Below are 25,310 nucleotides of genomic sequence, written 5' to 3'. Positions count from 1 at the left end.
GCGGCATCCCCCTTGTACGTGCATCAGCCTAACCGGCTGCGGCGCAGACCTCGTGCATTCCGGCGTAAATGCCGAACGGCCACCAATCTAGCCGCAACCGTGAATGCCGGCGATGGGGTGATCTCCCCATCCGCCCCCAGCCGGCCCGCCTAGTCCCGGACCATTGAGCGGCGGGTGGGGTGCTGAAGTATCTTGCCGCTGGCACGTCGAAGGCGTACGGCCTTGCGTTCCTTGAGGTAATACGCCCATGAAGTGGGCACCAGAAACAGGACGGTGACGAGGCCGAAGGCCAATTGCGCCCAGTTGGTGACGCCGTCGCTGGTCAGGAGCACGATGGCAAGCCCAACAATCACGGTGCAGATCAGCGAGATCAGGATGGCGAGGAAGAGCAGTCCGCCGGCGGAATTGATCGGCTTGATGGCACTGCCCACCGAGCCTTTGTAGACGCCGTACTCCTCAACGGTGAGTCCCTGCTTCGCCGCTTCCTGCTCGATCTGGCGCTTGTAGTAGCCCTTCCGCCGGGCGCGGCGTCCGTTCTCCGGAGCGTCGCTCATGAGGCTCGGTCGCCGCCGTGCTCCGTGAGCAGCGCGTGCTTGCGCCTGCGGAGGGCGTAGAACGCCCCGAAGGCAAAGGCCTGGGTGACCACCACGAGCACGATAGCGCCGACGATCTTGTTGCCGCCCAGAATCATGGTCAGCCCCACGATCGCCGACAGCAGCGCCAGCAGCGGAAGCAGCATGTAGCCCAGGACAAAGAGGGTTTCGGGTTTCTGCAGCACTGTCTTAGCCCTCCGTCCGGCGCCACACGTTGATGCGGTAGCGGGTGCCGTCGTCGGCGGTGTCCCAGCCGTCGGCCGGCAGGCTCGCGCCCATGCTCCAGTCGTAGCCCAGGTCCGGGGCAAACGTGTCGCCCTCCGTCGTGGCGTCGATCGTGGTGATCACGGCGACGTTGGCCAGGTCCATGGACTGCGCATAGATGTTGCCGCCGCCGATGATCCAGACCATCTCGTTGCCCGGTGCGAACTGGGACTCCAGCAGCGCGTCGTCCAGGGATTTGACCGCGATGGCGCCTTCCGCCGCCGGTGACCCGCCCCACTCCTCCTGCCGGGTGATGACGATGTTCGTCCGCCCGGGCAGTGGGCGGTACTGGTCGGGAAAGGATTCCCAGGTTTTACGGCCCATGATCACCGGGTGGCCTGTGGTGAGCCGGGTGAAGTGCCGCATGTCCTCGGGCAGGCGCCACGGCATCCCGCCGTCCTTGCCGATGACACCGGTGCTGGTCTGGGCCCAGACGACGCCGAGCCCGGTCAGGGCGGGGAGCGTGTCGGAGAAGTCGGCGGGCTGTGCGCCCTGGATGTCGGCGTTGCTCATACGGCTATCGGGGCCTTAATTGTCGGGTGGTGCTGGTAGCCGACCACCTCGAAGTCATCGAGGGTGTAGTCGAAGATGGAGGCAGGCCTGCGGGTGATCCTCAGCTGCGGGTACTGGTAAGGCTCGCGGGCGAGCTGTTTGAGGACCTGGTCCATGTGGTTGTCATAGATGTGGACGTCGCCGCCGGTCCAGACGAATTCGCCCGGTTCCAGGCCGGCCTGCTGGGCGACCATGCAGGTCAGCAGGGCGTAGGAGGCGATGTTGAACGGCACGCCGAGGAAGGTGTCCGCGGAGCGCTGGTAGAGCTGGCATGAGAGCTTGCCGTCGGCCACGTAGAACTGGAAGAAAGCGTGGCACGGCGGCAGGGCCATGTCCTTGAGCTCGGCGACGTTCCAGGCCGAGACGATGTGCCGGCGGGAGTCCGGGTTGCTCTTGAGGTTCTCGATGAGCTCGGCGATCTGGTCGATGTGGCCGCCGTCGGGGGTGGGCCAGGAGCGCCACTGGACGCCGTAGACCGGGCCCAGTTCGCCGTCGGCGTCGGCCCATTCGTTCCAGATGGTGACACCCTGGTCCTGCATCCACTTCACATTCGTGTCCCCGCGGAGGAACCAGAGCAGCTCCACGGCGACGGACTTGAAGTGCACGCGTTTGGTGGTGACCAGGGGGAAGCTCTTGCTGAGATCGAAGCGCAGCTGGCGGCCGAACACACTCAGGGTCCCCGTCCCGGTTCGGTCTGATTTGTGCGTGCCGTGGTCCAGGACGTCGCGCAGCAGGTCTTCATAAGGAGTTGGAATGCTCACGGTCCCAGTCTACTGAGAAGTCGCGGCCACTCCTTATTCGTCTTGCTGGCTGAGCGCGGCTCAGTCGTCGAAGGGCCTGAACCGCTCGACCGCGACCACCTTGCTTTTGCTGTGGTGCGCCACATGGCACACGACGATCTCACCGGGGGCAAGGAACGGGTCGGCGTCCGGGAGCAGGGCGCGCAGCCGGGACCCCATGTGCCTGCCGAGCTGGGCGAACACGGTGGGGAGGGCGGGGCGGTGCGTGCAAAGTGCCACGGCCCGCTGCTTGTCGAAGAGGCCCTCGACGGCGGCGGCCGCCTTGTGCGGGTGGCGGCCGTGCCGGTGCTCGGTGAGGGCTTCATTCAGCTTCACCTTCGCATCGGACGCCTTGGCGTACGGGGCGATGGTGGCGACACACCTCAACCACGGGCTGGAGACAATACGCATGGGCTTCCAGACCTGCAGCAGCCGCCCCACTGCCTGTGCCTGCCGCAACCCGGTGACAGCCAGGGGCCGGTCCCCTTCGGCTTTGGACCAGGAGGAGCGCGGCTTGGCCTTGGCATGGCGCACGATCACGAGCGGCCATGTCTTCAGTTCGTCGCGGGCGTGGGCGGCCACCAGGTGCTCCAACGGAACCACGTCGCTGGGGTTGCTCAGCAGGCGGGCCGCCGTCTCCGGCGAGCACCACATGACGCTGTCCACTTCCTTGCCGTCGGGCAGGAGGGCGGCCCCATCGACGTCGACCGCCCAGTAATGGACGACTTTCAGCCCGACGGGGACGTGGTAGTGGATGGCCGGCAGCGGGATGCCCAGGGGCGCCTTCAGCCCGATTTCCTCATCGACCTCACGGACGGCGCACTCGGGCACTGTCTCGCCGGGGTCGATCTTGCCCTTGGGCCAGGACCAGTCGTCATACCGCGGGCGGTGGATCAGCAGGACCTCGACCTGGTCCTTGTCGCCCGGGGAAACGCGCCACGGCACGGCGCCGGCAGCCACCACCACGATTGCTTCGCCGGCATGGTCTGTCTGGTCGGCCACCAGTGAATCGCTACTCAATGCCAGAGCCCCTACCGCAGACCGGAAGAACGCTGCCGCGAGCGGGAGTTGAGCAGCCAGGACTGGATGTCTTCGAGGTCCTGCCCGTCTTCGGTGACGTGGTGGCGGGTCCATACCGCCTGGTTGTCCAGGTGCCAGCTGGCGGTGCCTGGATCCATGTAGCGGCGCAGCAGGTCCATGACATACGTCGTGTCGTCCCCGCTGGTCAGCTGCACGAGGGCCTCAACCCGGCGGTCAAGGTTCCGGTGCATCATGTCCGCCGAACCGATGTAGACCACCGGGTCCCCGGCATTGGCGAAGGCGAAGACGCGGGAGTGCTCCAGGAACCGGCCCAGCACGGAGCGGACGGTGATGTTCTCGCTGAGGCCGGGCACGCCGGGGCGCAGGGAGCAGATGCCGCGGACGATGATGTCCACGGGAACACCGGCCTGGGAGGCCCGGTACAGGGAATCGATGATGGCTTCGTCCACCATCGAGTTGACCTTGATCTGGACCCGGGCGGTTAGCCCTGCACGGGCGTTCCGGATCTCGGTTTCGATCCGGTCTATGAGTCCTGAACGCACCGACCGGGGGGCCACCAGGAGCCGCTTGAAGGTCGACTTCGGGGCGTAGCCGGACAGCTGGTTGAAGAGCTTGGAGAGGTCCTCGCCCACCTGCTCATTGGCCGTGAGGAGGCCCAGGTCCTCGTAGTAGCGGGCGGTGCGCGGGTGGTAGTTACCGGTGCCGATGTGGCAGTAGCGGCGCAGGCCGTCCACTTCCTGGCGCACCACGAGGGAGAGCTTGCAGTGGGTCTTGAGGCCCACGATGCCGTAGACCACGTGGACGCCGGCCTGCTCCAGCTTCCGGGCCCACGAGATGTTGGCCTGCTCGTCGAAGCGGGCCTTGATTTCGACCAGGGCCAGGACCTGCTTGCCGGCCTCGGCGGCGTCGATCAGGGCGTCGACGATCGGGGAGTCGCCCGAGGTGCGGTACAGCGTCTGCTTGATGGCCTGGACCTTCGGGTCCGAGGCCGCCTGCTCCAGGAACGCCTGCACCGAGGTGGAGAACGAGTCGTAGGGGTGGTGCAGCAGGATGTCCCGGCGCCGCATGGCCGCAAAGACGTTCGCCGCCTTGGACGTTTCCGACTCGTTGAGGTGCCGGGAGGTGTGCGGGACGTGTTTCGGGTAGTGCAGGTCGGCCCGGTCGATTCCGGCGATGACCGAGAGCCCGCGGAGGTCCAGCGGTGCCGGGACCGAGTAGACCTCGGACTCCTCGACGCCGAGCTCGCGGATCAGCAGGGCCCGGATGTTCGGGTTGATGTCATTCGTGACTTCGAGCCGGACCGGCGGGCCGAAGCGGCGGCGCAGCAGTTCCTTCTCAAGGGCCTGCAGCAGGTTCTCGGCGTCGTCCTCTTCGACCTCGAGGTCCTCGTTGCGGGTGACGCGGAAGGTGTGGTGCTCCAGCACCTCCATCCCGGCGAAGAGCTGGTCCAGGTGGACGGCGATGACTTCCTCGAGGGCAATGAAGCGTGCCACCCGGCCCGGCACGGAACCGGCGCGCGGGCCGTCAACCGAGATCAGCCGGGGGAGCTGGTCCGGGACCTTGAGGCGGGCGAAGAGTTCCTTGTCGCTGATCGGGTTGCGGACGACGACGGCGAGGTTCAGTGAGAGCCCCGAGATGTAGGGGAACGGGTGGGCCGGGTCCACGGCCAGCGGGGTCAGGATCGGGAAGACCTTCTCGGCGAACATGGCGCTGAGCTGGTCCTTGGCCTGGGAGTCGAGTTCGTCCCAGTGCATGAGGTGGATGTGCTCGTAGGCCAGTGCCGGGCGGATCTGCTCGGCGTAGACGCGGGCGTGGCGCTGCTGCAACCGGTGGGCTTCCTCGCCGATCTGCTCCAGGACCTGCACCGGGCTGAGTCCGGCGGGGGATGGAACGGCCAGTCCGGTGGCGATCCGGCGTTTCAGCCCGGCGACGCGGACCATAAAGAACTCGTCCAGGTTGGACGCAAAGATGGACAGGAAGCTGACGCGTTCCAGCAGGTGCAGGTCCGGGTCTTCGGCGAGTTCCAGCACGCGGGCGTTGAAGGAGAGCCAGCTCAGTTCGCGGTCCAGGAAGCGGTCCGGGCTGAAGTCGCCCTCCGGCTCCAGGTTGGGCGCGAATTCCGGAATGTCGATCCGGTCCTGTGTGGCACGTGAGGCAGGCACTTCAGAGGAGCCGAACTGGGCTCGCGCGGGTCGGACTTTTTTATCCGACGTGGCGGCCTCAGACGTGGCTGTCCGGGCAGAATCCCGTTGCATGGTCTCTCCTAATGCTGGCTCGAGTTAGCTTCAACCTTACAAGCAATCATCCTGCGATCCGCTTTCGCGGAATGCAGATTTCCGCGGGCGGAAACAAGATGTCCGCCGACTGGATTAATGCCCCGCCACCGGGGCATACATGACGTCGACGTCCCAGCGGGTGAAGCCCAACTTCCGGTAGAGCGAAACGGCCGGGACGTTGTCCGCATCGACGTAGAGCATGACGGCGTGCAGGCCCTGGCGCTGCAGGTGCCGGATGCCGGCCACGGTCAGCGCTTTGCCCAGCCCGGTGCCCTGCGCCTGGGGAGTGACGCCGACGACGTACACCTCGCCGATCGCCGGGTGGTCCCCGTGCCGGGGATGGACCTTGGTCCAGTGGAAGCCGAGGATCCGGTCCGAGGCATCAACGGCGAGCAGGAAACCGGCGGGATCGAACCACGGCTCGGCCATCCGGGCGTCCAGATCGGCGCGGGACATGTTGCCCTGCTCGGCATGGTGCGCGAAGGCGGCCCGGTTCGCGGCGAGCCAGGGGTCCTCATCCCGGCCCGGGACGAAGGCGCGCAACGTCACCCCGCCGGGCAGCGGGACGTCGGGCAGTTCCGCCGTCGAACCGGCGAGCCGCATCTTCCACAGCTCCCGGACCGGGCCGTAGCCGTAGCGGGCCGCGAGGTCGGCCGCGGCCTCGTGGTTGCCGTGGGACCAGGCCTTCAGACCGGCGAAACCACGGGTGGCCTTGAGTTCTTCGACCAGCCGGTTCGCCACGCCCTGGTTGCGGTAGCTGGGGTGCACGGCAATTTCCAGCACGCCGGTGCCGTCAGATTCCTCGATCACGACGGCGACGCCGGCCAGATCCTGCGCCGTCGCCGGGTCGGAAGTCTCGTCGGGGCAGTAAAGGGCGAGGGTCAGCACTGCATGGATGCCGGTGGTGCCTGCATCCGCGGTCCGGAGCGTCACGAGCGTCTGCTCGGACAGCGGCGGATTGCCATCGGATTCCTCCGCGGCCGCCGCGAGGGCTTTGACGTCCTTCAGGAGCTGCGGATCCGCGGCTCCCTTGGCAGCGAGGACGGGCCAGTTCTCAGGGTGCGCGGGAGTCATGGTGCAAGGCTATACGGTGCCGCGCGGGCGGGGCCGATTTTGTGGATTCCGGAACTGTTCCGTATAGTCGTTATCTCGTCAGGCTGTTCGGCCCAGAACTGGTTTCTGGGTGCCGCTTGCCGGGACACGAGGGGGATCCACCACTGGGGTGGCCTCGATACGTTCGACCCGTATGTCCTCCACTGCAGAAAAAGAAAGCCCCGGACTGATGTCCGGGGCTTTCCGCGTGCCTGCTGCAGCTGACGTGGGGCGGGCGGGATGGGCCTCGGGTGCCCGCTGCGTGTCAGGCCCCGGTGAGTTCTTCCTCCGGATGCCGGACCAGCGTCAGGCGGTAGCCGACGTTGCGGACCGTGCTGATCAGGTTCTCGTGGTCGGCGCCGAGTTTGGCCCGCAGGCGCCGGACATGGACGTCCACCGTGCGGGTGCCGCCGTAGTAGTCGTAGCCCCAGACCTCGGTCAGCAGCTGCTGGCGGGTGAAGACCCGGCCGGGGTGCTGAGCGAGGTACTTGAGCAGTTCAAATTCCTTGAAGGTCAGGTTCAGCGGGGCGCCGTTGACCCGGGCGGTGTAGCTGGCCTCATCGATGACGACGCCGGCGGCCCGGATCTCGGTCGGGGCGTCGTCCTTGTCAGGGACGGCCCGGGCGACGCCCAGGCGGATGCGGGCCTCGACCTCGGCGGGTCCGGCGGATTCCAGCAGGATGTCGTCGACCGCCCACGCCGAGGACACGGCGGCCATGCCGCCCTCGGTCAGGATCAGCATGAGGGGGGCGCTCAAACCGGTGGCCTTGAGCAGCTGGGTCAGGGAGCGTGCGCCGACAAGGTCCTTGCGGGCGTCCAGCAGGACGATGTCGCAGGGGTCGGTCTCCAGCAGCGCCGTCGGCTCGGCGGGGAGAATATGGACCCGGTGGTTCAGTAGTTCCAGCGCGGGCAGGACGTCCACCGATGAGCCGGTGCTGTTCGTCAGTAGCAGGATGTGCGACATGTTTCCTCCAAGGGGTGTCCGCGCATCGTTGGGCGTCTGTAGCTGAGTCTGAGTATACCCAAGGGCCCCTTGCCGGACATGTCCCGGTCACCCGCGCCCGCTTCTGTTGCGACACAAAACGGTCACATAGGGCAGGATTGATCCGTCGGGGCCTGCCGCCCCCATGACGAAGGTTCAGGTCGAAGTGGGTCCGCAGGGAGCGAAAGTACAACGATGGACGGAAGACGGATGACGGAAATACACATGTCTGGCAGCAAGTGAGGGCTTGGTCCATCGGCGGCATCGGCCTGGCCGGCCTCGCCGCGATCGTCGGCGCATCGTACACCTCGCCGGAGGCCCTGCTGGCGGTGGGGGTGCTGACCGCCGCCGCCGTCGGAATCGGCTGGCCGCATTTCCTGGGCATCCCCGCCCGGAAGACCCTCGCCGTGCTGATCGGCCTGCCGGGCGTGGGCGCCGCCGTCGCCGCCACGTACCTTCCCGCTCCGGGTTTTCTGGACTGGACGCCGGCGTTCATGGCGGCAGGGGTGATGGCGATCTTCGTGATGCAGCTGATCCGCGGCACCGGCCAGTCGCAGCGCCTGGAATCCCTTCTCGGTTCCTCCGCCGGCGTTCTGTTGTCCTGCCTGGGCGCCGGGTGGATCGCGTGCTCCCGCTTCAACGGCGTCCGCGAGATGGTCCTGGTCGCCGCGATCAGCGCTGCGATCGCCCTGCTGGCGGGCCTGATCCGCTGGCCGGACCGGGTGGTGGCGCCGCTGGGTGTCGTCGCTGCCGGGTTGGCCGGGCCGCTCGCGGGCCTGGTCTTCTCCGACATCGCCGTGATCCCCGCCGCGATCGTCGGGGTGGTGGTGGGGGCCGTGCTGGTGAGTTTCCGCCGGCTGGTCATCCTCCGCGGTGAATCGCTAAGCTTTCCAGCAGCCCTGGGAATCGGGCTGGGCCCGGTGTCCGCCGTCGGTTCGCTGGCGTACTTCATAGACAAACTACTCATCTTCTAAAGCGCTAGGATGGCATCATGTCCGTACTTGCATTTGAAATCTTCTTCCTTGTCCTCCTTGGCGTTGCCAGCCTGGCCATGGCCTGGTTTGCCGGCTTCGTGGTCTACCGCCTGTTCAAAGGCCAGAAGTAACAGCCAGAAATTCCTAGCCGTCGTCGTTTCCAGAGGTAGCTGCTGTGCCGATTGAAATACCTACAGATCTGACCCCGGAAATCGTTCCGCTGTCCTGGCTCATTGGCGAGTGGGAGGGCCGGGGCCGGCTGGGGGCCGGGGAAGAGGATTCCGAGCACTTCCTGCAGCACGTCTCCTTCACGCACAACGGTCTGCCGTACCTGCAGTACCGGGCCGAGAGCTGGCTGACCGACGACGACGGCACGAGGCTGCGTCCGTTAACGGTCGAAACCGGTTTCTGGGCCCTGGAGCGCAAGCAGCGCGAGGAAGACGGCGGCCCCGGGCTGGTCCCGGCGGACATCGTTCCCGTGCTCAAGAGCGCCGACGAAGTCGAGGCCCTGCGCAACAAGGACGGCGGCTTCGACATCTCCGTGTCGATCTCCCACCCCGGCGGGATCTCCGAGCTGTACTACGGCCAGATCAAGGGCCCGCAGATCCAGCTCAGCACCGACATGGTGATGCGCGGCAGCCACTCCAAGGAGTACACGGCCGCCACCCGGATCTTCGGACTCGTGGACGGCAACCTGCTCTGGCGCTGGGACGTGGCCACGGGCAAGGCTCCTGCCGGCGGCAGCGGACTGGAAGCCCATGCGTCCGCCATCCTCCACAAGACCACCTGAGCGGCGGAACGCTCCGCCCCGCACCGCCAGATGTCAGGCCTCACTGATTTTCCTTTGTCCGTAGCGACCGCAGGGAGTACCACAGTGACTGGACCCGATGCCATGCCTGGAGTGGCTGGAAGGGCCGCCGATTTCAGCGACCTCACGGCGGTGTATTTCAACGGCACCCTCAAGAAATCCCCGGAGACCTCCAACACGCAGGGCCTGATCGAGGTCAGCCGCCGGATCATGGACAAACACGGCGTCAGCACGCGGGTCATCCGGACGGTGGACCACGACATCGCCAGCGGCGTCTATCCGGACATGCGCGAGCACGGATGGGCGAGCGATGAATGGCCGGGGCTGTATCCGGCGGTGCGGGACGCCGACATCGTCATCGTGGCCGGACCGATCTGGCTGGGCGATAACTCCTCGCAGACCAAGAAGCTGATCGAACGCCTCTACGCGCACTCCGGCGAGCTCAACGAAAAGGGCCAGTGGGCGTTCTACCCCAAGGTGGGCGGCTGCCTCATCACCGGCAACGAGGACGGCATCAAGCATTGCGCCATGAACGTCCTCTACAGCCTCCAGCACATCGGCTTCACCATTCCGCCGCAGGCCGACGCCGGCTGGATCGGCGCCGTCGGGCCGGGCCCGAGCTACCTCGATGAAGGCTCCGGCGGTCCGGAAAGCGACTTCACCAACCGCAACACCACGTTCATGACGTGGAACCTGCTGCACCTGGCCCGGATACTCAAGGACGCCGGCGGCATCCCGGCCTACGGCAACCTGCCGGAGGCCTGGAAGGCCGGGACACGCTATGACTTCGAGAATCCGGAATACCGCTAGCCTGTTAGGACTTCTACTTCATATGACTATCAAGAGCCCCCTGCTGGCGCGCCCTGGCGCCGTCGACGCCGGCGGAGCCGACGCCGGCGTCGCCTCCCACTATGGCGAACCGCTGCGCGAACAGCGGGCGCTGGCCGCCGGCACCGCCGTCGTGGATCTGTCCCACCGCGGCGTCGTCACCGTCACCGGGCCGGACCGGCTGAGCTGGCTCAACACGCTGTCCTCCCAGCAGCTCACCAGCCTGGCACCAGGCCAGTCCAGCGAACTGTTGCTGCTGAGTGTGCAGGGACGGATCGAATTCGACGCGCGCGTGGTGGACGACGGCGCGAGAACCTGGCTGATCGTCGAGGCGGCCGAGGCCGCCCCGCTGGCCGAATGGCTCAACAGGATGAAGTTCATGCTCCGGGTCGAGATCGCCGACGCCTCGGCGGACTGGGCCGTGCTGGGAACCACCCGCCGGATGCCGGAATTCTCCGGCCTGCTCGTCTGGGAAGACCCCTGGCCGCATGTCGGTGCCGGCGGTTACTCCTATGCCGTGGTCGCGGAGGACTCCCACCCCGGTCTGGAACGGCCCTGGTTCGAATACCTCGTCCCGGCCGCCGAGCTGGAAGCCACGGTGGGCGACCGCCCGCTCGCCGGGATCTGGGCCGCCGAGGCGCTGCGCATCGCAGCCTGGCGGCCGCGCTGGGGCGCCGAAACCGACGACAAGACCATCCCGCACGAACTGGACCTGCTCCGCACCGCCGTGCACCTGAACAAGGGCTGCTACAAGGGCCAGGAAACCGTCGCCCGGGTCCACAACCTGGGCCACCCGCCGCGCCGGCTGGTGTTCCTGCAGCTCGACGGCTCGCAGCACACCATGCCCGCCGTCGGCAGCGAGGTCCGTTCCGGGAGCCGCAAGGTCGGCACCGTGACCTCGGTGGCGCAGCACTACGAGATGGGGCCGGTGGCCCTGGCCGTGGTCAAACGATCCGTCGCGCCGGAGGAGGTCCTCACCGTCCTCGACGGCGAGGAGCCCTACACCGCGGCGCAGGAAGTCATCGTGGCCCCCGACGCCGGCCAAGTCGTGGGCCGACAGACCGGCTTCCTGCGGGGTACCCGATGACCACCGCGCCGGACGACGAGACGCTGGCCCTGGCGCACAAGCTCTTCGACGCCGCCCGGCAGGGGGACGCCAGGCTGCTCGCGGACTACCTCGCCGCCGGGGCCCCGGCCAACCTGACCAACGCGGCGGGGGACACCCTGCTGATGCTCGCTGCCTACCACGGCCACGCCGACACCGTCCGGCTGATCCTGCAGCACGGCGGAGACTCGAACAGCGCTAACGACCGCGGCCAAACGCCGCTCGCCGGCGCCGTGTTCAAGGGCTACACGGAGGTGGCGCAGGCGCTGCTGGAGGCCGGAGCGGACCCCGACGCCGGCACGCCCTCCGCCCGCAACGCCGCACAGATGTTCGAGCGAAAGGACATCCTGGCCCTGCTGGGCTGAGCGCACCCGCGCCGAACTGCATCAGCCCGCACTCCAGCCCTAAGGAATCCCGTGGAAAACGTCGCCAGGCCGTGGCCGGCACTCTGGTCCCTGGTGATCGGCTTCTTCATGATCCTGATCGACACCACCATCGTGTCGGTGGCCAACCCCCGCATCATGGAAGGACTCAATACCGACATCAACTCGGTGATCTGGGTCACCAGCGCCTACCTTCTCGCCTATGCCGTCCCGCTGCTGATCACCGGGCGGCTCGGTGACCGGTTCGGCCCCAAGAAGCTCTACCTGTCCGGTCTGGTGGTCTTCACCGTCGCCTCGCTCTGGTGCGGGCTCTCCGGCGACGTCCAGACACTCATCATGGCCCGGGTGCTCCAGGGCTTCGGCGCGGCGATGATGACGCCCCAGACCATGGCAGTCATCACCCGGATCTTCCCCCCGGACCGGCGCGGCGCCGCGATGGGCATCTGGGGCGCGACGGCCGGCATGGCCACCCTGGTGGGGCCGATTCTCGGCGGCGTCCTGGTGGACGGACTCGGCTGGGAATGGATCTTCTTCATCAACGTCCCGGTGGGCATCGTTGGCTTTGTCCTCGCGCTGCGCTTTGTGCCGGCGCTGAGTACCCACCCGCACAAGTTCGACATCCCCGGCGTGGTGCTCAGCGCCGTCGGGCTGTTCCTGCTGGTGTTCGGCATCCAGGAGGGCGAGACCTACGATTGGGGCACCATCACCGGTCCCATCTCCGTGTGGGGGCTGATCATCTCCGGGATCGCGGTGCTGGTGGTGTTTGTTGTGTGGCAGAGGGTGAACAAGGGCGAGCCGCTGCTGCCGTTGTCCCTCTTCAAGGACCGCAACTTCTCCCTCGCCAACATCGGCATCACCACCGTGGGCTTCACCGTGACCGCGTTCACGCTGCCGCTGATCTTCTACTTCCAGGTGGTCCGGGGCCTGACCCCCACCCAGTCCGCGCTGATGATGGTGCCGATGGCGCTGATCTCCGGCGGGCTGGCCCCTGTTGTCGGCAGGATCATCGACCGGATCGACCCGAAGTTCATCACCGCGGCCGGCCTGGTCCTGATGTCCGTGGCGCTGTTCTGGAACGCCTTCCTGATGCACCCGGACACGCCGGTCTGGCTGTTCCTGCTGCCCAGCGCCGTGCTCGGCTTCGCGAACGCCGGCATCTGGGCGCCGCTGAGCACCACAGCGACCCGGAACCTGCCACCCCGGCAGGCGGGAGCCGGCGCGGGCGTCTACAACACCACGCGCCAGATCGGGGCCGTCCTGGGCAGTGCCGCGATCGCGGTGCTGATCCAGGCGCGGCTCGCAGCGGAACTCCCGGCAGCTCCCGCAGGCGCCGGGGAGGCGAGCCCGCTGTCCTTTGGCGGCGCCCTGCCGGAGGCCTTGCAGGAGGGCTTCTCGACGGCGATGGGCCAGTCCATGCTGCTGCCCGCCACGGTCATCCTGCTCGGCGCGGCGGTCGCGCTGTTCTTCGCCAAACCCCAGCCAATGCAGGGCTGGGACAGGGCCCCCGGGTCTGCGGCAAAGGCCGCCGGCTCCCAGGGTGCCGGGGCACCGTCCCGCTGACGCTATCGTGCCGCGGGGTCCGGCGCCCCTGCGGCTCAGCCCAGCAGGACGCTGGTCTGGATGCCGCCGGCGGTGAAGCCCAGGCTGCGGGCGGTGGCCAGCGAGCCCTTGTTGCTGACGTCGGAGCGCCACTGCAGCGTCAGCCCGGAGGCGAGTGCCTCGTGGGCGGCGATGGAGGCTGCCAGGGAGCCCAGCCCCTGGCGGCGCCACTCCGGTGCCACCAGCACCCCCATCTGCGCCAGGATGCCCTCCCACTCGGTGTAGGCCCCGCATGCCACGGGGGTCCGGCGGCCGTCCTCGACGCGCAGGATGGTGAAGCGGTGCTCGAGGCCCGAGAGGCCCACCTCGTTGACGTCATCCGGCGGGCAGGCGGCTTCCAGCTCGATCGCTTCCGGATGCCCGTGTGAGACGGTGAGCTCCTCCGCGGGCTGCCGCAGGGGCAGGTCGTCCGCGAAGAACAGCGCGGCGGCGCCGAGCCCGTGGCCGCCGTGGTCCCGGGTGATGGTCAACAGGGTGACATGCTGCGCGAGGTCCTCGTCGGACAGCCCGACGGCGGCATCCAGCGCCCACTGCGGGCCCACCAGGGCGGAGTTGCCGAACAGCCGGACGAACTGGACGGCGCGGGCCGTGTCATCGGCGCGGGTGACGCGGACCCCGGCGGCGGCAGCGAAGGCGCCGTCGTCGAGACCCAGGCGGCGGGCCCACGCGAGCTGGATGATGTCGACCGAACCGGGCTCAAGTGTCATGTCTCCACCCTACCCACGGGCGCGGCGGGCTCGGCGCGGAGGCTCAGGAGGTTCAACCGGCTCAGCCGAAGAGGACCGCGGCCTCGTCGTAGCGGTACTGCGGGACGGTCTTGAGGTTGCCGAGCGCGGCGTCGAAGCCCACGTGGACGATGTCGGTGCCGTTGAGGGACACCATGGTGCCCCAGCGTTGTTCCACGACGGAGTCAATGGCCGCCATGCCGAGGCGGGTCGCCAGTACCCGGTCGAAAGCGGTGGGGACCCCGCCGCGCTGGATGTGGCCGAGGACAGTGGCCCGGGTTTCGATGCCGGTCATGGCTTCCAGTTCCGGGGCCAGCCGTTCGGAGATCCCGCCCAGCCGCGGACGGCCGAAGGTGTCCAGTCCGCGTTCGGAGTGCGGTGCTTCCTGGTCGTCGGGGACGAACCCCTCCGCGACGACGAGGAGCGGGGCGCGGCCGCGGTCGCGGGCCGAGGTGACCCATGCGGCGATCTGCTCCATCGAGGCTTTCTGCTCCGGGATCAGGATGGCGTGGGCGCCCGAGGCCATGCCGGCGTGCAGTGCGATCCAGCCCACGTGGCGGCCCATCACCTCGGCGATCATGCAGCGGTGGTGGGACTCTCCCGTGGTGCGCAGGCGGTCGATCGCTTCGGTGGCAATCTCGACGGCGGTGTCGAACCCGAAGGTGTAGTCGGTCGCGTCGAGGTCGTTGTCGACGGTCTTGGGGACGCCGACGATCTTCAGGCCGGCATCCGTGAGCCGCTTGGCGGCGGCCAGGGTGCCCTCGCCGCCGATGGCGATGAGGGCGTCGATGCCGAGCCGGTCCATGTTGGCCTTGATGACCTCGGGTCCGCCGTTGTTCTCAAACGGGTTGGTGCGGGACGTGCCCAGGATGGTCCCGCCCTGCTTGGCGATACCGCGGACCATGGTGCGGGGGATGTCGATGATGTTGCCCTCGACCACGCCGCGCCAGCCGTCCAGGAATCCCACGAATTCGTGGCCATGGACGGCGATGCCCTTCAGGACGGCGCCACGGATGACGGCGTTCAGTCCGGGGCAGTCTCCGCCGCTGGTGAGGATTCCAATTTTCATGTCTCGGCTCAAATCCTGGCTCGAAGGGTTACAGGCAGAGCGCCACGTTGAGCTCACCTAGAGTCTAATGGCGCATGTGCGGCAGGACACAAACCATGACAACGCCCGAGTGCCCCCGCCGGCGGCAGGGGCACTCGGGTCCTCGCGGAGGGGGCCTCAGGGTCGGTCGAGGCGCTTCGCCAGGAATGACTCGAGGACGATGGCGTTCCGCTGGTCCGGCAGGAGCAGCCAGGCCGCGAGATACAGCACGAAGGCCGGTCCGGGCAACAGGGCGAAGAGCAGGAACGCGATCCGGACGAACGCAACATCCACGTTCAGCTTGGCGGCGATCCCGCCGCAGACACCGCCCAGCCACCGCTGCGGACCACGTTTCAGGCCAAGGCCCCGGACAGTGCTAAAGAACTTTTCCATGGCTCAAGACTTCCCTGTTCGGGCTGCTTTGTCACGCCCGCGTGCCGAGAGCAGCCCGCCGATCACCAGTGCCGCCCCGGCGCCAATCATCAGGCCGATCAGAACATAGGTGCCGTTGAGCGCCACGAGGCCGAGCTGGGCGACGATGATCAGGGCGGCGAGGGCCACCACGATCAGCCCCCAGACAATGGTGCCGACGCGGGCCGGGGAATCCTCCGGCGGCTCCGGGGCACCGAATCGCGGGGGGGCGGCGGGGCTGCTGTTGTTCGCGCGGCCGGTCGGTGCGTCATGGCTGCTCATGTCAGTTCCCTTCCCTGATGGTGACGTTGCTGAAAGTGCCGTTGATCTCCACGATCAGCGTCTCTCCCGGCTTGCCGGTGTGGTAGTTGCTTACCTGTTTGGTCATGCCGCCGTGGCTCTGGCTGCCCTCATTGAGGTTGCCCATGGTCATATCGGCGCGGATCTGCACCGGAACCGTGTCCGGGATGACCACCGTGAGGTTGCTCGCGGTCGCGTCGATGGGGACCACCAGGTCGGTCCTCAGCGGCGGCTTGATCGCGAGCCTTGTCAGGTCCACGGTCCCGGTGCCCGCCGTGATGTCGAACCCGGCCCGGGCCTGCTCGATGCTCACCGGTGACCAGTCGGCGTTCTGCGGGCGGAAGCGGTCGCCGTTGGGAAGTACGTTGAAGATGCCGCCAACGATCAGGGCGACCACGGCGAAGAATCCGAGAATGCCCGAGGTGCGTCCCCGCAGGCCGGCGACGAGGATGCCCAGGCCCAGGACCACCGCGGCGCTTGCCCAGACGACCGCATTGCTGGAGGTGCCGAGGTCGATCACGTTGGCGAGATCGAGGGCTTTGAGGCCGCCGCCCACCAGCAGGGCGAGGCCTGCGGTGACCGCGACGGCGGGGGCGCCGGGGCCGAAGTTCCGGGCCCTGGCCGGCGGGACAGGCCCGCCGCCCGGCACCGGCTGGTAGCCGCCGCCCCCGGAGGGAGGGGTGGGACCGGCGGGCGGAGGCGTGCCCCAGCCCGTGCCGGGCACCGTTGACTCGCCGTAGCGGGGCAGCGTGGCCGACCCGCGGTATCCGGTCGTAGTGAATGCAGCCGTCGGTGTTGACGGGTTGGGCGGAGTGGTCGGGTTCGGCGGATAGTCGGGGCTTGCCGGGCCGCCGGGCCGGGGGCTCGAGGACATCGGAGTGACTCCATTGCGGGACTTGTTGCGCTGTGTTAGGTAGTAGACGAGGTAGATGGCGCCACCTACCCAGACGACGGTCCAGATGAGGGGGCCGAAGCCATAGCGGTCCCAGCCCCAGACGCCGGTGCCCAGGCTGGGGAAGCCGACGATGGTGGCGATCAGGGCACCGGTCATGCCGGACGACCAGCGGCCGGCGGCGGCCTCCTCGACGTGGATGCGGCCGTCGGGTTCGGGCAGGAGGGCCCAGGCGATGCCGTAGAGGAGGACGCCGACGCCGGCAAAGACTGCCAGGACGATCAGGATGCCGCGGACGATCAGTGGGTCGACACCGAGGCGCTGGGCGATGCCGCTGGCGACGCCCCCGACCCAGCGCTCGCGTCCCCTGTAGACGCCCTGGCTTCGGACCCAATCGAAGAAACTCTGCGGCTGGCTGCCGGCCGCCGGGGGTGTCGGGCCGTAGTAGGGCGGCGGGGGCGGCGGCGTCCCTGCGCCGCCGGCGCCTGCGGAAAAGTCCAGGGGGAGAGTCGCGGAAGTGTACAGCGGAACGGTGGCGGAGGTGTCGGCCACGGGCCGCTGGTCCGGGGCGGGACCGCGGGACGCCCCGGCGCCGGCGCCGGCCGGAAAGTCCAAGGGGAGAGTCGCGGAAGTGTCCAGCGGAAGGGTGGCGGAGGTGTCGGCCGTTTGACCGGACGGCCGAACCGCGGATTGCCCTGTATCTTTCCCTTCGGACGGCTCTGCATCCTGCCTTTGAGACGGCCCTGTTTCATGCCCTGTATCTTTCCGTGTATCTTCGGGCTGGCCGGCGCGTCCGCCCGAAGGGTCGTGGCCTTCATCGGGGTGCTCAGTGTGCGGATTCATACTCCGATCTTCCCGTCCGCCGCGAATCCGCTCTACTGGGGAACACCCTGAACTGTCCCTGAGTCACCCCCGGTTGGGGCCGAAAACGGGTCCGGGGAACCCTGATCCATGTTTGGATTGAGTCATGACAACCGCCGCTTCCCGCCCGCCGCTGGTCCGCGGCAGCGACCGGGTGGTCGCCGGGGTCTGTGCCGGGCTCGCCCGGCACCTGGGCTGGCAGGTGCGCATGGTCCGCCTCGGCATGGCGGTGGCCGCGCTCGCCGGGGGTGCCGGCGTCGCTTTCTACGCCTGGCTCTGGATCATGCTTCCCACTGCGGACGAAAGCGCCAAACGCAATGCCCGCCCGCCGGCGTCGCCGATTGCCCCGGCGGTCGCACCGGCAGGGGCGGTTCCTGCCGATTCCTGGTGGAGCAGGGCCACCGGCGTGCGCTACGGCAAGGAGATCCTGCTCGGGGCGGGTCTGCTGCTGGCCGCCGGTATCCTGATCGCCCGGCTGCTCGGCGTTGACGTGCCGCTCGGGACCCTCATCCCGGTTGCGGCCATCCTCGGCGGCGCGGCCATCGCCTGGATGCAGCTGGACGAGACCCGCCGGGCCGGCCTCGTGGACAAGACCAAGGCGGACCAGGCCGGCGGCTGGGCACGCCTCGCGGCCGGGCTGGCCCTCGTTGTGAGCGGTGTCCTGGTCATGGTGTCCGGCTCCGGGTCCTGGGAGCAGACCTGGCTTGCCCTACTGTCCTCGGTGGCGGTGCTCGGCGGCGTGGCCCTGGTCCTCCTGCCCTGGGGGCTGAAATTCTGGCGGGACCTGGAAGCGGAGCGGGCCGGGCGGGTCCGTGCGACCGAACGGGCTGAGATCGCCGCCCACCTGCACGACTCCGTGCTGCAGACGCTGGCCCTGATCCAGCGCCGCGCCGGCAACGAGACCGACGTCGTCCGTCTGGCCCGGGCCCAGGAGCGCGAGCTCCGGGGCTGGCTGTACCGGGATCCGGGCAAGGACGCCGGTCAACTGTCCGAGGGCATCAAGACCGCTGCGGCGGAAGTGGAAGACTCCCTGGGCCACGCCGTCGAGGTGGTCACGGTGGGCGACTGCGCCATGACCGAACGCCACGAGGCACTCGTCCAGGCGGCCCGTGAGGCGATGCTGAACGCGGCCCGGCACGGCGGCGGCGCCGTATCGGTGTATCTGGAAGTCACCGACGGAGCGGCGGAGGTCTTCGTGAGGGACCGCGGTCCCGGCTTCGATCCGGACGCCGTCCCCGCCGACCGGCTGGGGGTCCGCGAGTCGATGGTCGGCCGGATGAACCGGCACGGCGGAACCGCCACCATCAACACCACCCAGGACGGCACCGAGGTGCGGCTCAGGCTGCCCCTGCCGGCGGGCGCACCCGCCGGGTCTGCCGCCACGAACAGCGACGGAGAGGCAAGACTGTGAGCAACAGCGAAGCGGGCAGCCCGGCCCGGGGGATCCGGGTCGTGATCGTGGACGACCACGCCATCTTCCGGTCCGGCCTGAAGGCGGACCTGGACCCGGACATCGTCGTGGCGGGCGAGGCCGGAACGGTGGAGGACGCCGTCGCCGTGATCGCCGTCATGCGTCCCGACGTCGTGCTCCTGGACGTGCACCTGCCCGGCGGGCTCGGCGGCGGCGGACGCGAAGTGCTGGTCGGTTCCGCGCCCCTGCTGGGCGGCACCCGGTTCCTGGCCCTCAGCGTCTCGGACGCGGCCGAGGACGTCGTGTCGGTGATCCGGGCCGGGGCCCGCGGCTACGTCACCAAGACCATTTCGGGGGCGGAAATTTCCGATGCCGTCCGCCGTGTCGCCGGCGGGGACGCGGTCTTCTCGCCCCGGCTGGCGGGTTTTGTGCTCGACGCCTTCGGGACCGCCCCGGCGGACATAGCCGACGACGAGCTGGACCGGCTCTCGGCCCGCGAACTCGAGGTGATGCGGCTGATCGCCCGCGGCTACAGCTACAAGGAGGTCGCCAAGGAGCTGTTCATCTCGATCAAGACCGTGGAGACCCACGTCTCGGCGGTACTGCGCAAACTCCAGCTCTCCAGCCGGCACGAACTCACCCGCTGGGCCGCCGAACGCCGGCTCCTCTAACCAAAGATGCGCTATCCCTTAGAGTCCTTATCGCGCTGGAATAAGGACTCTAAGGGATAGCGCATCGGGGGTTGGGGCTGCTACTTCGCCTTGCCGAGGAAGTCCTGCAGCCGGGCGACGCCGGTGGCGAGGTCCTCGTCGCCCAGGGCGTAGGAGAGGCGCAGGTAGCCGGAGGGGCCAAAAGCTTCGCCCGGAACCACGGCCACCTCGACCTCATCCAGGATTAGGGTGGCCAGCTCCGCCGACGTCGAGGGACGCACGGGACCGTTCGCGGACGGGAACTCCTTGCCGAGCAGGGCACGGACGTCCGCGTAGACGTAGAAGGCGCCCTTCGGCGTCGGGCATTCCACGCCCTCGATGGCATTCAGTCCGGCGACGATGGCTTTGCGGCGGCGGTCGAAGGCGAGTTTCATCTCGTCGACGGCGGTCAGCGGACCGGACACTGCGGCGAGGGCAGCGACCTGCATGATGTTCGAGACGTTGGAGGTGGCGTGCGACTGCAGGTTGGTGGCGGCCTTGATGACGTCGGCCGGACCGATCATCCAGCCCACGCGCCAGCCGGTCATGGCATAGGTCTTCGCAACACCGTTGAGGATGACAACCTTGTCGCCCAGCTCCGGAACCGCCGTGGCAATCGAGGTGAAGGGCACATTGTCGTAGGTCAGGTGCTCATAGATCTCATCCGTGACCACCCACAGGCCCCTGGCGGCGGCCCACTGGCCGATTTCCCTGACCTGCTCCGGCGAGTACACGGCGCCGGTGGGATTGGAGGGGGAGACGAAGAGCAGGATCTTGGTGCGGTCCGTGAGGGCTGCCTCGAGCTGCTCCACCGTGGCCAGGTATCCCTGCTCCGGTCCGGCGAAGACCTCGACCGGCACGCCTCCCGCGAGCCGGATGGCCTCCGGGTAGGTGGTCCAGAACGGCGTGGGGACTATGACCTCGTCGCCCGGATCGAGCAGCGTGGCGAAGGTGTTGTACACGGCCTGCTTGCCGCCGTTGGTGACCAGCACCTGGGCCGCCTCGGTCTTGTAGCCGGAATCCCGGAACGTCTTGGCCGCGATGGCCTGCTTCAGCTCCGGCAGGCCACCCGCCGGCGAATAGCGGTGGTACTTGGGCTGGCTGGAGGCTTCGATGGCTGCCTGCACGATGTATTCGGGGGTCGGGAAGTCCGGCTCGCCGGCGCCGAAGCCGATGACCGGGCGGCCGGCAGCCTTCAACGCCTTCGCTTTGGCATCAACGGCCAACGTGGCGGATTCGGCTATGGCGGAAATGCGCTGTGAAATGCGGGCGGCAGTCATCGCGGGTCCATTCTTCGCTGGCAGCTTCGGTGGCTGTTGGTGGGATTCGACGGAACCTACTCTATGCTGTTCACCGGACCGTCCGCGGTGCCGGCGTGGAAATGTGACTGCGTATCGTTCAGGTGCCTTTCGCAGCTGGTTTATCGTCCCGTTTTCTCTCTGTTTACCGGTGAAACGGCAGGGTCCCGGAGGGCCGGTTCGACGTAGGCGCAGTTGTTGCGTAGACTGGATCTCCGGTGTTGAAAACACGATGATGGTCTGCGCCTCAGGGAAGTCTGGGGGAAATGGGCCGGAACTGGTTTTCGCTCCATAGGGTAGTGGCGCAATTGGTAGCGCAGCGGTCTCCAAAACCGCAGGTTGCAGGTTCGAGTCCTGTCTGCCCTGCGCAAGCTGTTTCGGTTTCTCCGGAACAAGCGCAGCAACCATGGTTCAGTTCAGAGCCGGGTATCCGACATTGCGAGGATGAGTGAGGACCAGGTGACCGAAACGGCTGCAAGCAGCTCCAGTGGCCGCCCCGCCAAGAATGCCCCCAGGGCAGGCTTGTTCGCTCGAATCGCGCTCTTCGTCCGCCAGGTCATCGGCGAACTGAAGAAGGTCGTTGCACCGACCCGCAAGGAACTGATCAACTACACCCTCGTGGTGCTGGTGTTCGTGGTCATCATGATGCTCATCGTCACCCTGCTGGATCTGGCCTTCGGGACCGGAGTGGGCTGGGTCTTCGGCGGCACGGGCCCCACGGACAGCTAAGGCGACCGGTCCGCAGACTGCGTGGATTTCCACCGGGATTCCGGGGGATCCGCGGGGTGTGCGGAATTGAGTCATTTAAATAGGCATGTTAGGCAATGAGGAAGCAGGAGACCAAGTGTCTGAGCAGGAGCTCGAGGTAACTGAGACTGAGCTGGATAAGAGCCAGGACGCCGCGGTGGAAACCGGGGAAGAGTCCGAGGCTGTGTCTGCTGCGCCCGAATCCGATGTCGCTGACGAGGCCGTTGACACGGCAGGGACCGCCGCTGACGAGGCTGGCGAGTCCGCCGAGGCAGACACAGTCGCCGAGGCCGGCGAAGAGGCAGCCGAGGGCGACGCCGAGTCGGCTGACGCACTGGCCGCCGCTGCGGCCGCCGCCGAGGTTGATCCGGCCGATGAATTCAAGGCCAAGCTGCGCCGCCAGGAAGGTGACTGGTACGTCATCCACTCCTACGCCGGCTACGAGAACCGCGTCAAGGCCAACCTGGAAACCCGCATCCAGACCCTGGACATGGAAGATTACATCTTCGAAATCCAGGTTCCGATGGAGGAAGTCGTTGAGATCAAGAATGCTCAGCGCAAGGTCATCAACCGCGTCCGCATCCCGGGTTACGTCCTGGTCCGCATGGACCTGACGGATGCCTCCTGGGGCGCCGTACGCCACACCCCCGGCGTCACCGGCTTTGTGGGCAACGCCCACAACCCGGTCCCGCTGCGCCTCGATGAGGTCTTTTCCATGCTCGCCCCGGTCTTCGAAGAAGAGCAGGCCGAGAAGGGCAAGCCGGTCAAGCACGCCGCCGAGCAGATCGACGTCGACTTCGAGGTTGGCGAGTCCGTCATCGTCAAGGAAGGTCCGTTCGAGACCCTTCCGGCCACGATCTCGGAAATCAAGGTGGACTCCCAGACCCTCGTGGTGCTGGTCTCCATCTTCGAACGCGAGACACCGGTCACGCTGGCATTCAACCAGGTCAGCAAGATCTAGTCATAACCACAGAATTCGCCCCGGACTGCCCGCTTTAGCGGCCTGGGGCGGCCGGCCGCCTCGCCATGGCGGCCACCAACCTGAGGCACGCTCCTGTGTCCCAGGAAATATTTGAGAGAAGGACCCTACATTGGCTCCCAAGAAGAAGGTCACCGGCCTCATCAAGCTGCAGATCCAGGCAGGTGCCGCTAACCCGGCCCCGCCGATCGGTCCTGCGCTTGGCCAGCACGGTGTCAACATCATGGAATTCTGCAAGGCGTACAACGCTGCGACGGAAGCCCAGCGCGGCAACGTTATTCCGGTGGAAATCACGGTCTACGAGGACCGTTCATTCACGTTCATCACCAAGACCCCGCCGGCTGCAGAGCTCATCAAGAAGGCTGCAGGCGTTGCCAAGGGTTCACCCACCCCGCACACCGTCAAGGTTGCCAAGCTGACCCAGGCCCAGGTCAACGAGATCGCCACCACCAAGATGGAAGACCTCAACGCCACGAGCCTGGAAGGCGCCGCGAAAATCATCGCCGGCACCGCCCGTTCCATGGGTATCACCGTCGAGGGCTAATAGCCTTCACCGCCGGGCAACCGGCACCACCTAAACATTGAGATTGTTGGAGAGCCGGGCCGGACAAACCGTTCGGAACTCCAACTGTGGCAGGGCCCAGCGCGGTCCGCAGACCACAACTGCACAAGGAGAATAAGCAGCATGGCAAAGCGCAGCAAAGCATATGAGGCAGCCGCAGCCAAGATCGACGCGGAGAAGTTCTACGCGCCGTTCGAGGCAGTGACGCTGGCCAAGGACACCAACCCGTCCAAGTTCGACGCCACCGTTGAGGTTGCTTTCCGCCTGGGTGTCGACCCGCGTAAGGCTGACCAGATGGTCCGCGGCACCGTTATCCTGCCGCACGGCACCGGTAAGACTGCCCGCGTCCTCGTTTTCGCAACGGGCGACAAGGCTGAGGCAGCAATCGCAGCCGGCGCCGACTTCGTTGGTTCTGATGATCTGATCGAAAAGATCGCAGCCGGCTGGACCGACTTCGACGCCGCCGTCGCCACCCCTGACCTCATGGGCAAGGTTGGCCGCCTCGGCAAGGTCCTGGGCCCGCGTAACCTGATGCCGAACCCGAAGACCGGCACCGTGACCGCTGACGTCGCCAAGGCCGTCAACGATATCAAGGGCGGCAAGATCGACTTCCGCGTCGACAAGCACTCGAACCTGCACTTCATCATCGGCAAGGTTTCCTTCGACGCCCTCAAGCTGGCCGAGAACTACGCAGCCGCTCTGGAAGAGGTCCTGCGCCTCAAGCCGTCCGCTTCCAAGGGCCGCTACATCCAGAAGGCCACCGTCGCGACCACCTTCGGTCCGGGCATCTCGGTTGACCCCAACGTCACCAAGGTCCTGACCGAGGTCTAAGCTTCACCGGATCCACAGCAGTAACAGGAAAGACCGACCCGCATCCGCGGGGCGGTCTTTTCTGCGTTCCGGGTCACGGCTACGCTGTCCCCGTGACTGCAGCGCCGTACCGCATTGAACGCCTCCTGATCCCGGACGCCCTCGATTCCCCGGACGCCAGAGACTTCCTTGAGGTCGGAGCATTGTGTGACACCCTGACGCTCCAGACTTGGGGCAACCTGGACCGGGCGACCCCGCCCGAGGCCAGGCTCCAGTTCTGGCGGGACAACGCCTACCGGAAAATCCAGCTCTTTTTTGTGCGCCAGGACGGGCGAATGGCCGCCCGGTCCTGGGTCCGCTTCGAACTCCAGGAGAACCGGGGCAGCGCGTTCGTCCACGTTGAGGTGCTCGAGGAGTTCAGCGGCCGGGGGCTTGGGCTGGCGCTGCTCCGCCACGCGGAAGCGCTGGCGGCCGCAGCGGGCCGCACCATCCTGCAGAGCTACACGGAGCATCCCGCGGGCTTTGACCCGGAAATCCCGGACGCAACCTTCAGGCCGGCCACCGGAACGGGAGCGCTTCCCAATGACGCGCGGGGGGTCCGCTTTGCCCTCAAGGCCGGGTACCGGCTGGAACAGGTCTCGCGCTTCAGCGCCCTGGATGTCCGCGCGCATGCCGCGTCGTGGGATGCGCTGGAACGGGCGGCCCTGGCCAAGGCGGGGGAGGACTATGAGCTTGTGTCCTGGACGGGCCGCTGCCCGGACGAGTATGCCCGTCAGCTCTCCGTACTGATGTCCCGGATGAGCACTGACGCGCCGACCGGAGACCTGAGCTATGACCCGGAGGAGTGGGATGTGGGACGGGTCCGCCACGTCGAGGATACCTGGCAGCGGGCCGGCCTGGAGTCCCTCGTCGCGGCCGCCCGGCACCGGGGCAGCGAGGAGCTGGCCGCCTATTCGGTGCTTCAACTCACGCCGTCGAAACCGTGGCTGGCGGACCAGGACGACACCCTGGTTGCCGCCAGTCACCGCGGGCACCGCCTGGGCATGCTCGTCAAGATCGGCAACCTCCGCCGCCTGCTCGCCGAGTACCCGGCGGTGGAACGTGTCATCACCTTCAACGCCGCGGAAAACGAGCACATGCTCGCCATCAACGTGGCGCTCGGATTCCGCCCCGCCGGCTACGACGGCGAGTGGCAGCGGACCGTCGGCGCCGCCGGCCGGGAGCCGTAGCGGGCAGGGCGCACGTCGCTGATGGAACGCCGG

General features: G+C 67.5%; 27 protein-coding genes, 1 tRNA gene and 1 pseudogene. 14 read left to right on the top strand and 15 right to left on the bottom strand.

The window, feature by feature from the left end; all coding sequences use genetic code 11:
* Positions 1-149: 149 nt before the first annotated feature.
* The 9 genes and pseudogenes from ACZYZ3_RS02550 to ACZYZ3_RS02510 all read right to left on the bottom strand — a co-directional run.
* Positions 150-554, bottom strand: a complete 405-nt coding sequence (locus ACZYZ3_RS02550) for a hypothetical protein (RefSeq protein ID WP_463962272.1) — start codon at positions 552-554, stop codon at positions 150-152.
* On the bottom strand, positions 551-778 hold the full coding sequence (locus tag ACZYZ3_RS02545; protein WP_463962271.1) for an NF038396 family protein: 228 nt from the start codon (positions 776-778) through the stop codon (positions 551-553). Before ACZYZ3_RS02545 ends, ACZYZ3_RS02550 begins: the two co-directional genes overlap by 4 nt.
* Positions 779-782: 4 nt before the next feature.
* On the bottom strand, positions 783-1,370 hold the full coding sequence (locus ACZYZ3_RS02540; RefSeq protein WP_463962270.1) for a dihydrofolate reductase: 588 nt from the start codon (positions 1,368-1,370) through the stop codon (positions 783-785).
* Complete coding sequence (locus ACZYZ3_RS02535) at positions 1,367-2,170, bottom strand: thymidylate synthase (RefSeq protein WP_463962269.1); 804 nt, start codon at positions 2,168-2,170, stop codon at positions 1,367-1,369. Before ACZYZ3_RS02535 ends, ACZYZ3_RS02540 begins: the two co-directional genes overlap by 4 nt.
* 60 nt (positions 2,171-2,230) lie before the next feature.
* Entirely contained in the window at positions 2,231-3,208 is a 978-nt protein-coding gene (locus ACZYZ3_RS02530) for an NUDIX hydrolase (protein ID WP_463962268.1), read from the bottom strand.
* An 11-nt stretch (positions 3,209-3,219) separates the two neighbouring features.
* Entirely contained in the window at positions 3,220-5,484 is a 2,265-nt protein-coding gene (locus ACZYZ3_RS02525; protein WP_463962267.1) for an RNA degradosome polyphosphate kinase, read from the bottom strand.
* 114 nt (positions 5,485-5,598) lie between these two features.
* Positions 5,599-6,579, bottom strand: a complete 981-nt coding sequence (mshD, locus tag ACZYZ3_RS02520) for a mycothiol synthase (RefSeq protein ID WP_463962266.1) — start codon at positions 6,577-6,579, stop codon at positions 5,599-5,601.
* A gap of 283 nt (positions 6,580-6,862) precedes the next feature.
* Complete coding sequence (locus ACZYZ3_RS02515) at positions 6,863-7,093, bottom strand: winged helix-turn-helix domain-containing protein (protein WP_463962498.1); 231 nt, start codon at positions 7,091-7,093, stop codon at positions 6,863-6,865.
* A gap of 195 nt (positions 7,094-7,288) precedes the next feature.
* Positions 7,289-7,561 (bottom strand): annotated as a pseudogene (locus ACZYZ3_RS02510) (DNA-binding response regulator); the annotation flags it as partial.
* A gap of 257 nt (positions 7,562-7,818) precedes the next feature.
* On the opposite strand from ACZYZ3_RS02510, the gene ACZYZ3_RS02505 reads away from it, so the two are divergent.
* The 6 genes from ACZYZ3_RS02505 (at position 7,819) to ACZYZ3_RS02480 (ending at position 13,237) form a co-directional block, all read left to right on the top strand.
* On the top strand, positions 7,819-8,553 hold the full coding sequence (locus tag ACZYZ3_RS02505) for a permease (protein ID WP_463962265.1): 735 nt from the start codon (positions 7,819-7,821) through the stop codon (positions 8,551-8,553).
* Between the two features lie 175 nt (positions 8,554-8,728).
* Positions 8,729-9,343: a nitrobindin family protein gene (locus tag ACZYZ3_RS02500; protein WP_463962264.1), complete on the top strand. Its 615-nt coding sequence runs from the start codon at positions 8,729-8,731 to the stop codon at positions 9,341-9,343.
* 102 nt (positions 9,344-9,445) lie between these two features.
* A complete protein-coding gene (locus ACZYZ3_RS02495) occupies positions 9,446-10,171 on the top strand; it encodes a flavodoxin family protein (protein ID WP_463962497.1) in 726 nt (241 codons plus the stop codon).
* A gap of 22 nt (positions 10,172-10,193) precedes the next feature.
* Positions 10,194-11,276, top strand: coding sequence for a CAF17-like 4Fe-4S cluster assembly/insertion protein YgfZ (gene ygfZ, locus ACZYZ3_RS02490; protein ID WP_463962263.1), 1,083 nt, complete (start codon positions 10,194-10,196; stop codon positions 11,274-11,276).
* Complete coding sequence (locus tag ACZYZ3_RS02485; protein WP_463962262.1) at positions 11,273-11,659, top strand: ankyrin repeat domain-containing protein; 387 nt, start codon at positions 11,273-11,275, stop codon at positions 11,657-11,659. Before ygfZ ends, ACZYZ3_RS02485 begins: the two co-directional genes overlap by 4 nt.
* Before the next feature lie 51 nt (positions 11,660-11,710).
* On the top strand, positions 11,711-13,237 hold the full coding sequence (locus tag ACZYZ3_RS02480; RefSeq protein WP_463962261.1) for a DHA2 family efflux MFS transporter permease subunit: 1,527 nt from the start codon (positions 11,711-11,713) through the stop codon (positions 13,235-13,237).
* A 35-nt stretch (positions 13,238-13,272) separates the two neighbouring features.
* Here the strand turns inward: ACZYZ3_RS02480 and ACZYZ3_RS02475 are convergent, their stop codons facing one another.
* From ACZYZ3_RS02475 to ACZYZ3_RS02455, 5 genes are all read right to left on the bottom strand, one after another.
* Positions 13,273-13,983 carry a GNAT family N-acetyltransferase gene (locus tag ACZYZ3_RS02475; RefSeq protein ID WP_463962260.1) on the bottom strand — a complete coding sequence of 237 codons (711 nt, stop codon included), beginning with the start codon at positions 13,981-13,983 and terminating at the stop codon, positions 13,273-13,275.
* Positions 13,984-14,044: 61 nt separating this feature from the next.
* A complete protein-coding gene (locus ACZYZ3_RS02470; RefSeq protein ID WP_463962259.1) occupies positions 14,045-15,070 on the bottom strand; it encodes a 6-phosphofructokinase in 1,026 nt (341 codons plus the stop codon).
* Between the two features lie 156 nt (positions 15,071-15,226).
* Complete coding sequence (locus ACZYZ3_RS02465; RefSeq protein ID WP_463962258.1) at positions 15,227-15,481, bottom strand: PspC domain-containing protein; 255 nt, start codon at positions 15,479-15,481, stop codon at positions 15,227-15,229.
* A gap of 3 nt (positions 15,482-15,484) precedes the next feature.
* Positions 15,485-15,781: a hypothetical protein gene (locus tag ACZYZ3_RS02460; RefSeq protein WP_463962257.1), complete on the bottom strand. Its 297-nt coding sequence runs from the start codon at positions 15,779-15,781 to the stop codon at positions 15,485-15,487.
* Position 15,782: 1 nt separating this feature from the next.
* The gene (locus ACZYZ3_RS02455; RefSeq protein ID WP_463962256.1) at positions 15,783-17,306 is read right to left on the bottom strand and encodes a PspC domain-containing protein; all 1,524 of its coding nucleotides are present in this window, start codon (positions 17,304-17,306) and stop codon (positions 15,783-15,785) included.
* Between the two features lie 352 nt (positions 17,307-17,658).
* Between ACZYZ3_RS02455 and ACZYZ3_RS02450 the strand changes: the two genes are divergently transcribed.
* On the top strand, positions 17,659-18,963 hold the full coding sequence (locus tag ACZYZ3_RS02450) for an ATP-binding protein (protein ID WP_463962255.1): 1,305 nt from the start codon (positions 17,659-17,661) through the stop codon (positions 18,961-18,963).
* Positions 18,960-19,634, top strand: coding sequence for a LuxR C-terminal-related transcriptional regulator (locus tag ACZYZ3_RS02445; RefSeq protein WP_463962254.1), 675 nt, complete (start codon positions 18,960-18,962; stop codon positions 19,632-19,634). Before ACZYZ3_RS02450 ends, ACZYZ3_RS02445 begins: the two co-directional genes overlap by 4 nt.
* Positions 19,635-19,714: 80 nt before the next feature.
* On the opposite strand, the gene ACZYZ3_RS02440 is transcribed toward ACZYZ3_RS02445, so the two are convergent.
* Positions 19,715-20,932, bottom strand: coding sequence for a pyridoxal phosphate-dependent aminotransferase (locus ACZYZ3_RS02440; RefSeq protein ID WP_463962253.1), 1,218 nt, complete (start codon positions 20,930-20,932; stop codon positions 19,715-19,717).
* Positions 20,933-21,243: 311 nt separating this feature from the next.
* Here ACZYZ3_RS02440 and ACZYZ3_RS02435 point away from each other — a divergent pair.
* From ACZYZ3_RS02435 to ACZYZ3_RS02410, 6 genes are all read left to right on the top strand, one after another.
* Positions 21,244-21,316: transfer RNA gene (locus tag ACZYZ3_RS02435), tRNA-Trp, on the top strand.
* Between the two features lie 78 nt (positions 21,317-21,394).
* Entirely contained in the window at positions 21,395-21,679 is a 285-nt protein-coding gene (secE, locus tag ACZYZ3_RS02430; RefSeq protein WP_463962252.1) for a preprotein translocase subunit SecE, read from the top strand.
* A 115-nt stretch (positions 21,680-21,794) separates the two neighbouring features.
* Entirely contained in the window at positions 21,795-22,658 is an 864-nt protein-coding gene (gene nusG, locus ACZYZ3_RS02425) for a transcription termination/antitermination protein NusG (RefSeq protein ID WP_463962251.1), read from the top strand.
* 130 nt (positions 22,659-22,788) lie between these two features.
* Positions 22,789-23,220 carry a 50S ribosomal protein L11 gene (rplK, locus tag ACZYZ3_RS02420; RefSeq protein WP_024365990.1) on the top strand — a complete coding sequence of 144 codons (432 nt, stop codon included), beginning with the start codon at positions 22,789-22,791 and terminating at the stop codon, positions 23,218-23,220.
* A gap of 141 nt (positions 23,221-23,361) precedes the next feature.
* The gene (rplA, locus tag ACZYZ3_RS02415) at positions 23,362-24,069 is read left to right on the top strand and encodes a 50S ribosomal protein L1 (protein WP_024365991.1); all 708 of its coding nucleotides are present in this window, start codon (positions 23,362-23,364) and stop codon (positions 24,067-24,069) included.
* A gap of 92 nt (positions 24,070-24,161) precedes the next feature.
* Positions 24,162-25,277: a GNAT family N-acetyltransferase gene (locus ACZYZ3_RS02410; protein WP_463962250.1), complete on the top strand. Its 1,116-nt coding sequence runs from the start codon at positions 24,162-24,164 to the stop codon at positions 25,275-25,277.
* Positions 25,278-25,310: the final 33 nt, after the last annotated feature.

It is taken from the genome of Pseudarthrobacter linnaei (assembly GCF_055412825.1).
The sequence above is the reverse complement of the archived record's forward strand: the minus strand, read 5'-3'. Positions and strand labels throughout refer to the sequence as shown.

Coding starts and splice junctions, on each gene's coding strand:
- ACZYZ3_RS02450 (WP_463962255.1), top strand. CDS start 17,659: ATGACAACCGCCGCTTCCCGCCCGCCGCTGGTCCGCGGCAGCGACCGG.
- ACZYZ3_RS02550 (WP_463962272.1), bottom strand. CDS start 554: ATGAGCGACGCTCCGGAGAACGGACGCCGCGCCCGGCGGAAGGGCTAC.
- ygfZ (WP_463962263.1), top strand. CDS start 10,194: ATGACTATCAAGAGCCCCCTGCTGGCGCGCCCTGGCGCCGTCGACGCC.
- ACZYZ3_RS02495 (WP_463962497.1), top strand. CDS start 9,446: ATGCCTGGAGTGGCTGGAAGGGCCGCCGATTTCAGCGACCTCACGGCG.
- rplA (WP_024365991.1), top strand. CDS start 23,362: ATGGCAAAGCGCAGCAAAGCATATGAGGCAGCCGCAGCCAAGATCGAC.
- ACZYZ3_RS02540 (WP_463962270.1), bottom strand. CDS start 1,370: ATGAGCAACGCCGACATCCAGGGCGCACAGCCCGCCGACTTCTCCGAC.
- ACZYZ3_RS02485 (WP_463962262.1), top strand. CDS start 11,273: ATGACCACCGCGCCGGACGACGAGACGCTGGCCCTGGCGCACAAGCTC.
- mshD (WP_463962266.1), bottom strand. CDS start 6,579: ATGACTCCCGCGCACCCTGAGAACTGGCCCGTCCTCGCTGCCAAGGGA.
- ACZYZ3_RS02440 (WP_463962253.1), bottom strand. CDS start 20,932: ATGACTGCCGCCCGCATTTCACAGCGCATTTCCGCCATAGCCGAATCC.
- ACZYZ3_RS02525 (WP_463962267.1), bottom strand. CDS start 5,484: ATGCAACGGGATTCTGCCCGGACAGCCACGTCTGAGGCCGCCACGTCG.
- ACZYZ3_RS02475 (WP_463962260.1), bottom strand. CDS start 13,983: ATGACACTTGAGCCCGGTTCGGTCGACATCATCCAGCTCGCGTGGGCC.
- ACZYZ3_RS02465 (WP_463962258.1), bottom strand. CDS start 15,481: ATGGAAAAGTTCTTTAGCACTGTCCGGGGCCTTGGCCTGAAACGTGGT.
- ACZYZ3_RS02460 (WP_463962257.1), bottom strand. CDS start 15,781: ATGAGCAGCCATGACGCACCGACCGGCCGCGCGAACAACAGCAGCCCC.
- secE (WP_463962252.1), top strand. CDS start 21,395: ATGAGTGAGGACCAGGTGACCGAAACGGCTGCAAGCAGCTCCAGTGGC.
- ACZYZ3_RS02470 (WP_463962259.1), bottom strand. CDS start 15,070: ATGAAAATTGGAATCCTCACCAGCGGCGGAGACTGCCCCGGACTGAAC.